This window comes from Phenylobacterium sp. (assembly GCF_041691455.1).
Lineage (GTDB): Bacteria > Pseudomonadota > Alphaproteobacteria > Caulobacterales > Caulobacteraceae > Phenylobacterium.
In genome coordinates this window covers 1-9,288 of record NZ_JBEPUO010000054.1, presented here as the reverse complement: position 1 = coordinate 9,288, position 9,288 = coordinate 1, and the positions used below count along the sequence as shown (strand labels likewise).

The window sequence follows — 9,288 nt, the reverse complement described above, 5'->3', positions numbered from 1 at the left end:
GGCGGCGCTTGTGGGTGATTTCCGACAGCGGGTTGGTCTGGTCCATGAACTGCGAGAGCTGGGACGAGCCGAAGAACTCGCGCACGGCCGCGGCAGCCGGCTTCGCATTGATCAGGTCGTGCGGCATGACCGTGTCGATATCGACCGAGCTCATGCGCTCCTTGATCGCGCGTTCCATGCGCAGCAGGCCCACGCGGTACTGGTTCTCGAGCAGTTCGCCGACCGAACGCACCCGGCGGTTGCCGAGGTTGTCGATGTCGTCGATCTCGCCGCGGCCATCGCGCAGGCCGACCAGGGTCTTGAGCACCGCCAGCACGTCGTCCTTGCGGACCACGCGCACGTCGTCGGGGCAGTCGAGCTCCAGGCGCATGTTCATCTTCACGCGGCCGACCGAGGAGAGGTCGTAGCGTTCGCTGTCGAAGAACAACGACTTGAACATGGCTTCAGCCGCTTCCACCGTCGGCGGCTCGCCCGGGCGCATGACGCGGTAGATGTCGAACAGCGCGTCCTCGCGGGCGGTATTCTTGTCGACGCGCAGGGTGTTGCGGATGTAGGCGCCGACCGTGACGTCGTCGATGTCGAGCACGTCGAGGTTGTCGAAGCCCTGCTCTTCCAGGGCCGCCAGCAGCTCGGGGTTCAGCTCATCGCCGGCCTCGGCGTAGATCTCGCCGGTCTGGAAGTTGACCAGGTCGCGGGCCAGGTACTTGCCGGTCAGCGCCTCGGGGGCCAGCAGCAGGGTCTTGAGGCCCGCGTCGGCGAACTTCTTGGCGTTGCGGGCGGAGATCTTGGTGCCGGCCGGGGCCACTTCCTCGCCGGTGTCGGCGTCGATCAGCGGGAATTCCGGCTTCACGCCGCGCCAGCGGTCCGGCTGGTAGGCGGTCGCCCAACCGCCGGCGGCGCCCTTCTTCTCCACGCGCTTGGCGTAGTGAAGCGTGTTGTAGAACGTCGAGAGGATCTCCTCGCCGTCCATGCCCAGCGCCATCAGGAAGGTGGTGGCCGGCAGCTTACGGCGGCGGTCGATGCGGACGTAGACCACGTCCTTGGCGTCGAACTCGAAGTCGAGCCACGAGCCGCGGTAGGGGATCACCCGGGCGGCGAACAGCAGCTTGCCCGAGGCGTGGGTCTTGCCCTTGTCGTGGTCGAAGAACACGCCGGGCGAGCGGTGCATCTGCGAGACGATGACGCGCTGGGTGCCGTTGACGATGAAGGTGCCCTTCTCCGTCATCAGCGGGATGTCGCCCATGTAGACGTCCTGCTCCTTGATGTCCTTCACGGAGCGGGCGCCGGTTTCCTCGTCGGTCTCGAACACGATGAGGCGCAGCTTCACCTTCAGGGGCGCCGCGTAGGTCATGTCGCGCTGGACGCATTCCTCGACGTCGTACTTCGGCTCCTCGAACTCGTAGGAGACGTATTCGAGCACGGCGCGCTCGTTGAAGTCCTTGATCGGGAAGACCGACTTGAAGACCGCCTCGATGCCTTCGTCCTTCCGGTCCGCCGAGCGCGTCTCGCGCTGCAGGAACTGTTCGTAGGAAGAGCGCTGAACCTCGATCAGGTTCGGCATCTGCACGGCTTCAGGGATGCGGCCGAACGACTTGCGGATCCGCTTCTTGCCGGTGAAGGATTGCGCCATGTGTGTCCCTTGAGGACGCGGGAACGGACTCCCGGCGTCGGTCATTGATGTCCTGCGTCCACCCTCAACCTCCCCTTGCGGGAAAGCCGGACGCTGGAAGGCTCCCCGTTTCGTCGGGAGCGCCCCTTCGCATGGTCGGAGGGCGACGGACCATGCCTCGGGACATTTGACGCACGAAACCCCGGCTCACGAGAGCGCATGCGTGCGCGTCACGGGAATCGGGGGTTTTCGCGAAGAAGCCGGAGATAAGACTTTTCGCCCCGGGAGGGAAGCCCCCTCCGTAAAGAAAAATGAGGCGGCGCCGGATGAAATCCAACGCCGCCCCAGTCTAGCCGGTCTGCGAGGGGGAGATCAGGCCTCCAGGAGCTCCGGCGTCGGGGAGGCCGGCGCCTTCAGCGGGCGGCGGGCGATCGCGGCGTAGCGCGCCAGGTATTCCGGGTGCTCGGTGCCCAGCCAGCGGTCCCACCAGGTGAACCAGGGCGCGAAGTTGTAGCCGGCCTGGGCGTGGTGCAGGTCGTGGTGGGTGGTGGTGGTGAGCCAGCCGAACCAGGGCCGCCCGTCCGCCCGCGCCGGGGTCAGCTCATAGCCCGCGTGCAGCAGGGTGTTGCGGAAGATCTGGTGGAACATGAAAAGGTCGATCACGCCCCAGGGCGTCGGGAAGATCGCCGGCCAGACGGCCACGAACCCGACCATCAGGAAGGCCTCGCCGAAATCGAAGCTGTAGGCCGTGAAGGGCGATGGATTGTTGCTGCGGTGGTGGCGGCGGTGAAAGGTGCGGAACCACCGCGGGCGGTGCATCCAGCGGTGCGACCAGTAGATCCAGGCGTCCTGGGCCACGATCATCGCCACCAGGCTGGCCAGGAACCAGGCCAGGCCCGCATGCTGCGCCCAGCCCGCCATCGGGTAGAGCCCGGCGCGCTGGGCCAGGCTGATGCCGATGCCGACGGTCGAGAAGAGCGCGACCGAGCGCAGGGAGAAGAAGAACTCCACCAGGAGCTGAAGAGGCGGCGGGGTCGCCTCGCGAATCTTGCGCGCGCGCAGGACGCGGCTGAGCACGATCCAGAGCGTGAACCAGACGGCGATGGCGAAGATCGCATAGCGCCGCCCGTCGTGGGCGACGCCGTTCACCCACATATGGCCGATCTCGGGGAGTGTGGTGTGCATGAGAGATCTCCTTGTTGTGCGCCAAGGAGGCCGGATCGATCGCGCTCAGTCTCGCCGGGGGTGGAAAACCCTCGCCGGTTTTGAAATCAGACAGCCTCTTCCAGATTCGGCGAAGCCTGCAGCGCCTGGCGCCGCCACTCGGTGGGCGTCGCGCCCGTGGCGGTGCGGAAGGCGCGGTTGAAGGGGCCGAGCGAACCATAGCCCAGGTCGAAGGCGATGGCGGCGACGGTGGTGCGCGCCTCGCCCGGATCGGCCAGCCGGCGCTTGGCCGCCTCGACGCGCGAGGCGTTGAGGAAGTCGGCGAAGTTGCGGTGGCCGAGCCGCTGGTTGATCAGCCGCCGCAGCCGATGCTCGGGGACCTCGAGCTCGCGGGCGAGGTCGCCGATCGAGAGCCCTTCCCGCCGCCAACCCTCCCCGGCCACGAAGGCCTCGAGCTTGTCCAGCAACAGTCGGTCGACGGCCTCCGCACGGGGATCGGCCCCCATCTCGATCCGCCGCGTTCCACCGAACAGGGCCGGACGAGCCTGCAGGAAGAGCACGGCGCCCGCAAGCGTCAGCGCCGCCAGGACGGCGCCGCCGAACGCGCCGCTGATCGTGAACGCGTGCCACGGCCCTGTGGGATCGAGGCGCGCCAGGAAGGCGGCCGCCACCTGACCGATCACAAACAGCGAGACCAGACCCAGCAGCACGGCGCGCGCCCGCCGACGCCCCTCGATCAGGTCGTCGCGCCACCCGCGCGCCACCAGGAAACCGGCATGCACGGCGAGCAGGCCGGAAAAGCCGTTGAAGACGATCCACACCGGCCCGTCGCTCCCGGTCGCCGGCGCGTTCATGACAAAGCCCAGAACCACAAGGACGATCGAGGGCGTCAGCGCCGGCCAGGTCAAAGGCGCGTCTTCGAAGACGGTGAGCACGAACAGCCAGAACAGGCCGCCCAACGGATAGGCCAGGGCGACCAGGATGTTGAGGTCGCCCAACGCGGCTCGAAGCGTGGCGGATTCGGTGATCAGCCAACAGATCACGCTGACGCCGAGCGCGAGGGTGACGATCCGCGCCTGCCGGCTGACACCGCTGCGCACGATCCCCAGGGACCAGGCGGCCATGGCGCCGGCGGCGAGGCCTCGGACGAAGAGATCGAGGACGGCGACGGGATCGTTCACCCGGCGAGCCTAGCATGTTGCGGCCGAGGCCAAAGTGAAGCCGCAGTCATGAAAAAGGGCCGGAGATCGCTCCCCGGCCCTCGATCTTCTTAAACGGGAAAGCCCCGCGCCGTCGACCTACTTGATGGTGACGGAGGCGCCGGCTTCTTCCAGCTTCTTCTTCACTTCTTCGGCTTCCTGCTTGGAGACGTTTTCCTTCACGTTCTGCGGAGCGCCTTCGACCAGGTCCTTGGCTTCCTTCAGGCCGAGGTCCGGACGGACCGAGCGGACTTCCTTGATCACGTTGATCTTCTTGTCGCCACCGGCGGTCAGGACAACGGTGAACTCGGTTTGCTCTTCGGCGACTTCGGCGGCGGGGGCGGCAGCGCCACCGCCGGCGGCGGCCATGGCCACCGGAGCGGCGGCGGAAACGCCCCACTTTTCTTCCAGCAGCTTGGAGAGCTCGGAGGCTTCCAGGACGGTCAGGGTCGAGAGTTCGTCGACCAGCTTTTCAAGTTTCGACATGGGATGGGTTCCTTTGAGGTTCGGTATGTTTTGCGAAATTGACGATCAGGCGGCGTCTTTGGCGGCATAGGCGCCGACAACACGCGCGAGCTGGCCCGCCGGGGCCTGCATGATGCCGGCGATCTTGGTCGCGGGCGCCTGCAGAAGGCCGATGAGCTTGGCGCGGAGCTGGTCGAGCGACGGCAGCCGCGCGAGCGCGGCGATCGAGGCCTTGTCCAGCACCTGTTGACCCATGAGGCCGCCGACAACGGTGAACTTCTCGTTGTCCTTGGCGTACTGGGTCGCGACCTTGGCGGCGGAGACGGGATCCGGCGCGAAGGCGATGGCGACCGGGCCCTTGAAGAGGGCGTCGCCCGCTTCGCCGACCGACCCGCCGAGGGCCTTCTGAACCAGGGTGTTCTTCACCACCTTCAGCTGGGCGCCTTCAACACGAAGACGGCCCCGCAGATCGGTCATTTCCGCAACGGTCAGACCCAGGTAGTGGGTCACGACCACGGCGCCGGCGCCGTCGAACACGCCCTTGAGCGTCTCGATGGCTTCCTGCTTTTGAGCGCGGTCCATTGCGGTCTCCAACTTACGGTTCGGCGCGCGCGAAAGTGCATGCGCCGGTCAGTCAACCTGTCCGAAAGAGAAGCCGCAGCCTCGCGCCCACCCCAGCAGGGTGCGCGGAAACCTCATCTTCCCGTCTCCCTGCGGCTGAGGACGGGCTCGTCCTCACGTTCCGGCCCCGGGTGACCCCCTGGGCTACGCAGTTCTTGGACAGGATGGGGCGCGTGGAAAGTCTTGCGCCCCGTCCTTCGCAACCCCGAAAGGCGGCGAAAACTCTAAGAGCGGGGGGCTTTACAGGAAGAGGCGCAGAAACTCAACTGCCGCACCGGAAAGCGGCGAACAGGCCTTGGGGGCTCGACCATGCGTTTCCTGCTGATCGCCGCCCTGGCCGCGGCCCTGATGGGTCTGGTGCTGGCCTCCGGCCTCGCCTTCGCCGAGGAGGCGCTGGACGCGTCGCGCATGACCTGGCGAGGCGTCCAGCTCGGCGGCGAGCAGGTCTTCGAGGGCGACTTCACCATCAATTTCGAGACCAGCGTCTTCCTTCCCGACGGCGCGCCCAAGGCCGAGGCCCTGTGGCTTTCAGGGTGGGAGGACCGCCCGGGCGACAACGGCGACCTGACCCGCCGCTATCACCTCCGCTTCGTCGGCCGCCGCACGCTGGAGCCCGGCCGCTACGGCAGCCTGGGCGCCTACAAGCACACGGTGCTCATCACTCGCCTGATCTCGGCGCGGGTGCTGATCGGCAAATAGGCCTGGGCGGTCAGCCGACCCGGAAGCGCAGGGTGATGCCGTTCCAGCGCTCGTCGTTCTGGTCCAGCTCCTCGACGGCCTCGCCGGCCAACTGGGCCGCCACACGGCGCCAGAAATGCTGGGCTCCGATGTTGCGGCGCGCGACCGCCAGCTCCCAGAGGCCCGGCCGCGGGCCGATGACCGCCAGGGCCGCGGCCTGCCCTACCCCGTCCCGGCGGTGCTTGCGGGCGACGAAGAACTCGGCGATCGCGTAGTCGAGCGGCAGGCCGGAGTGGGAATAGGCGTTGACCAGGGCGAAGCCCGCCAGGCGGCCGTCGGCCCGGATCAGCAGGGCTTCGTGCCGGGGCTCGGTCCAATAGTTGTCGAGCAGGTCGTATTCCTGCAGCCGGCCATCCTCGCCGAGTTCGCCCTCCGGACGGTCGAACCACTGCTCCGAGAAGTCGTGGACGTAGAACTGGAAAAGGTTCGTCAGCGTCAGGCGGCGTTCGCGGCCGACGGGTTCGAGCGTGACCTCGGCCATGACGGCCTCCCTTCCGCGCCGTTGCGCGCGAACCGGGGCCTTAAGCCCAGAGACGGACGTGGCGTCAACGCCTATAGCGTCATCGCCCGAGGGTCGGAGGCCAGACGATGCGGGTCCAATGGAACGAGGCGGAACTGGCTTTCCGCGACGAGGTGCGGGCTTTCCTGGAGGCCGAACTGACGCCGGAGATGCGCCGCGTCACCCGGCGGATGACCAGTGTCTACGCTCCTCACGAGCTCAGCATGGCCTGGCAGGCGATCCTCAACGCCCGGGGCTGGGCGGCTCCGGCCTGGCCGGTGGACCACGGCGGCTGCGGCTGGACCTCGGCGCAGCGCTATATCTTCGCCAGCGAGTTCGCCGCGGCCGACGCACCGCCGCTGTCGCCCATGGGGATCGGCATGTGCGGGCCGGTGCTGATCGGCCACGGGACGCCGGAGCAGAAGGCCCACTACCTGCCGCGCATCCTGTCGGGCGAGCACTTCTGGTGCCAGGGCTACTCCGAACCGGGTTCGGGCTCCGACCTCGCCTCGCTGCAGATGAGCGCTGTCGACGACGGCGACCATTTCGTCTGCAGCGGCCACAAGCTGTGGACCACCCGCGCCAACCTCGCCAACTGGATCTTCTGCCTGGTGAGGACCTCTCGCGAGGCGATCCCCCAGCGCGGCATCACCTTCCTGCTGATCGACATGGCGACGCCGGGGATCGAAGTGAGCCCGATCCTGATGCTCTCCGGCGAGCACATCCAGAACGACGTCTTCTTCACCGAGGTGCGCGTGCCGAAGGCCAATGTCGTCGGCCGGGTCGGCGAGGGCTGGTCCGTGGCCAAGTACCTCATGGAGTTCGAGCGGGGCGGCGGGGTGGTCACGCCAAGCCTGAAGGCGCGGCTGGCGCGCATCCGCCACATGGCCGCCGCCGAGGGGCTGGGCGGCAGCTTCACGGCGCGGCTGAACGCGCTGGCGATCGAGATCGAGGCGCTGGAGGCGGTGGAGCTGCAGATCCTGGCCAACCTCACGCAGGGCGACGCGCCCGGTGCGCGGTCCTCGATGATGAAGACCGTCGGCACCGAGATCAGCCAGCGGCTGACGGAGCTTGCGCTCGAGGCGGCCGGCGACTACGGCCGCGCCTTCCAGCCGCACGCGACGGCGCCCGGCGGTCCCACCCCCGGCTATCCGCCGCCGGCCGACCAGGGCCATGTGGGGCCCGACCACAGCCTGACCGCGGCGGCCAAGTACCTGAACGACCGCGCGGGCTCGATCTACGCCGGGACCAACGAGATCCAGCGCAACATCATGGCCAAGGCGGTCCTCGGACTCTGAGCCACGAAAAAGGGGAGCCGCGTAGCCGCGGCTCCCCCGATGTCGTGATGGTCGAAGCGCCTAGGCGCCGGCCGAGGCCGCGTCCACCTTGAAGCCGGGGCCCATCGTGGACGAGAGGCTGATCTTCTTGATGTAGATGCCCTTGGCGCCCGAGGGCTTCGCCTTGTTCAGCGCGTCGACCAGGGCCTTCACATTGGCCAGGAGCTGGTCTTCGGTGAAGCTCGCCTTGCCGACGCCGGCGTGGATGATGCCGGTCTTCTCGGTGCGGAACTCGATCGACCCGCCCTTGGCGTCCTTCACGGCCTGCGCCACGTTGGGCGTGACCGTGCCAACGCGCGGGTTCGGCATCAGGCCGCGCGGGCCCAGAACCTTACCCAGACGGCCGACCAGGGCCATCATGTCGGGGGTGGCGATCACCCGGTCGAAGTCCATGAAGCCGCCCTGGATGCGCTCCACCAGGTCCTCGGCGCCGACGATGTCGGCCCCGGCGGCGGTGGCTTCGGCGGCCTTGGCGTCCTTGGCGATGACGGCGACGCGGACGTCGCGGCCGGTGCCCGAGGGCAGCGAGACCACGCCGCGGACCTGCTGGTCGGCGTGGCGCGGGTCGACGCCCAGGTTGACGGCGATCTCGATGCTCTCGTCGAACTTGGCCGTGGCGTTGGCCTTGACCAGTTTGACGGCGTCTTCGACCGGATGGGAGACCGTGCGGTCGCCGGTCCAGGCCTTCACGCGCTTGGAAGTTGCCATGTCCTAGCGCTCCACGATCTCAAGACCCATCGAACGGGCGGAGCCCTCGATGATCTTGGCGGCGGCCTCGACGTCGTTGGCGTTGAGGTCCTTCATTTTCTTGGTGGCGATGTCGCGCAGCTGGGTGCGGGTGATCTTGCCCGCCACCGAACGGCCCGGCTCCTTGGAGCCCGACTTCAGCCCGATCGCCTGCTTGATGTAGTAGCTCGCCGGCGGTGTCTTGGTGACGAAGGTGAAGCTCTTGTCCTGGTAGACGGTGATCACCGTCGGCAGGGGCGTGCCCCGTTGTTCCTTCTCGGTGCGGGCGTTGAATTCCTTGCAGAAGCCCATGATGTTGACGCCGCGCTGGCCCAACGCCGGCCCGATGGGCGGCGAAGGCGTCGCAGCGCCCGCGGGCACCTGCAGCTTGATATAGCCCAAGATCTTCTTGGCCATCGTTTCTCCTCATGGCTCGCGATGGAGCCGGTTGAGCCGTGGTGCCGGGTTACGGTGGCCGCCCCCTCCCACGGATTTGAAGTTCGCCGGGCGAACCCCGCGAAGCCGGCGCTCATATCAGCGATAGGCCGCGGAAACAACACGCAGCCCGGTTGAACCGCCAAGGAATTCGCGCGCCTTAGGTGGTCTTTTCGACCTGGTTGTATTCGAGCTCGACCGGGGTCGCGCGGCCGAAGATCGAGACGGTGACCCGCAGGCGGGCTCGCTCCTCGTCGACCTGCTCCACCGAGCCGTTGAAGCTGGCGAACGGGCCGTCGGTGACGCGCACCTGCTCGCCGATCTCGAACTGGATGGTGGGCTTGGGCCGCTCGACGCCTTCTTCGATGGCGCCGATGATGCGGGCGACTTCCTTCTCGGAAACCGGCATCGGCTTGGAGCCGGAGCCCAGGAAGCCCGTCACCTTCGGGGTGTTCTTGATGAGGTGGTAGGCCTCGTCGGTGAGCTCCATCTTCA

General features: G+C 67.6%; 10 protein-coding genes and 1 pseudogene. 2 read left to right on the top strand and 9 right to left on the bottom strand.

All coding sequences use genetic code 11. From position 1 onward, the window contains the following. From ACESMY_RS23050 to rplJ, 5 genes and pseudogenes are all read right to left on the bottom strand, one after another. A pseudogene (locus ACESMY_RS23050) lies at positions 1 to 1,630 on the bottom strand (DNA-directed RNA polymerase subunit beta); the annotation flags it as partial. Between the two features lie 351 nt (positions 1,631 to 1,981). After that, positions 1,982 to 2,794, bottom strand: coding sequence for a sterol desaturase family protein (locus ACESMY_RS23045; RefSeq protein WP_372786982.1), 813 nt, complete (start codon positions 2,792 to 2,794; stop codon positions 1,982 to 1,984). 86 nt (positions 2,795 to 2,880) lie between these two features. Further along, positions 2,881 to 3,954 carry a helix-turn-helix domain-containing protein gene (locus ACESMY_RS23040; protein WP_372786981.1) on the bottom strand — a complete coding sequence of 358 codons (1,074 nt, stop codon included), beginning with the start codon at positions 3,952 to 3,954 and terminating at the stop codon, positions 2,881 to 2,883. A gap of 117 nt (positions 3,955 to 4,071) precedes the next feature. Continuing rightward, positions 4,072 to 4,458, bottom strand: coding sequence for a 50S ribosomal protein L7/L12 (gene rplL / locus ACESMY_RS23035; protein WP_372786980.1), 387 nt, complete (start codon positions 4,456 to 4,458; stop codon positions 4,072 to 4,074). Positions 4,459 to 4,503: 45 nt separating this feature from the next. Next, a complete protein-coding gene (rplJ, locus tag ACESMY_RS23030; RefSeq protein WP_372786979.1) occupies positions 4,504 to 5,019 on the bottom strand; it encodes a 50S ribosomal protein L10 in 516 nt (171 codons plus the stop codon). 348 nt (positions 5,020 to 5,367) lie between these two features. Here rplJ and ACESMY_RS23025 point away from each other — a divergent pair, with 348 nt between their 5' ends. After that, positions 5,368 to 5,757, top strand: a complete 390-nt coding sequence (locus tag ACESMY_RS23025) for a hypothetical protein (RefSeq protein ID WP_372786978.1) — start codon at positions 5,368 to 5,370, stop codon at positions 5,755 to 5,757. A gap of 10 nt (positions 5,758 to 5,767) precedes the next feature. Here ACESMY_RS23025 and ACESMY_RS23020 read toward each other — a convergent pair whose 3' ends face one another. Further along, positions 5,768 to 6,277 carry a GNAT family N-acetyltransferase gene (locus tag ACESMY_RS23020; RefSeq protein ID WP_372786977.1) on the bottom strand — a complete coding sequence of 170 codons (510 nt, stop codon included), beginning with the start codon at positions 6,275 to 6,277 and terminating at the stop codon, positions 5,768 to 5,770. 107 nt (positions 6,278 to 6,384) lie between these two features. On the opposite strand from ACESMY_RS23020, the gene ACESMY_RS23015 reads away from it, so the two are divergent. Beyond that, positions 6,385 to 7,593: an acyl-CoA dehydrogenase family protein gene (locus ACESMY_RS23015; protein ID WP_372786976.1), complete on the top strand. Its 1,209-nt coding sequence runs from the start codon at positions 6,385 to 6,387 to the stop codon at positions 7,591 to 7,593. A gap of 60 nt (positions 7,594 to 7,653) precedes the next feature. Here the strand turns inward: ACESMY_RS23015 and rplA are convergent, their stop codons facing one another. The 3 genes from rplA to nusG all read right to left on the bottom strand — a co-directional run. Beyond that, positions 7,654 to 8,340: a 50S ribosomal protein L1 gene (rplA, locus tag ACESMY_RS23010; RefSeq protein WP_372786975.1), complete on the bottom strand. Its 687-nt coding sequence runs from the start codon at positions 8,338 to 8,340 to the stop codon at positions 7,654 to 7,656. A gap of 3 nt (positions 8,341 to 8,343) precedes the next feature. Beyond that, positions 8,344 to 8,775 carry a 50S ribosomal protein L11 gene (rplK, locus tag ACESMY_RS23005; protein ID WP_372786974.1) on the bottom strand — a complete coding sequence of 144 codons (432 nt, stop codon included), beginning with the start codon at positions 8,773 to 8,775 and terminating at the stop codon, positions 8,344 to 8,346. Positions 8,776 to 8,953: 178 nt separating this feature from the next. Further along, a partial coding sequence (gene nusG, locus ACESMY_RS23000; RefSeq protein ID WP_372786973.1) for a transcription termination/antitermination protein NusG occupies positions 8,954 to 9,288 on the bottom strand: 335 nt, incomplete at its 5' end.

Bases quoted from the DNA above. Each gene is read 5' to 3' on its own strand.
- rplL (WP_372786980.1), bottom strand. From the start codon at position 4,458: ATGTCGAAACTTGAAAAGCTGGTCGACGAACTCTCGACCCTGACCGTC.
- rplA (WP_372786975.1), bottom strand. From the start codon at position 8,340: ATGGCAACTTCCAAGCGCGTGAAGGCCTGGACCGGCGACCGCACGGTC.
- ACESMY_RS23045 (WP_372786982.1), bottom strand. From the start codon at position 2,794: ATGCACACCACACTCCCCGAGATCGGCCATATGTGGGTGAACGGCGTC.
- ACESMY_RS23025 (WP_372786978.1), top strand. From the start codon at position 5,368: ATGCGTTTCCTGCTGATCGCCGCCCTGGCCGCGGCCCTGATGGGTCTG.
- rplJ (WP_372786979.1), bottom strand. From the start codon at position 5,019: ATGGACCGCGCTCAAAAGCAGGAAGCCATCGAGACGCTCAAGGGCGTG.
- ACESMY_RS23015 (WP_372786976.1), top strand. From the start codon at position 6,385: ATGCGGGTCCAATGGAACGAGGCGGAACTGGCTTTCCGCGACGAGGTG.
- ACESMY_RS23020 (WP_372786977.1), bottom strand. From the start codon at position 6,277: ATGGCCGAGGTCACGCTCGAACCCGTCGGCCGCGAACGCCGCCTGACG.
- rplK (WP_372786974.1), bottom strand. From the start codon at position 8,775: ATGGCCAAGAAGATCTTGGGCTATATCAAGCTGCAGGTGCCCGCGGGC.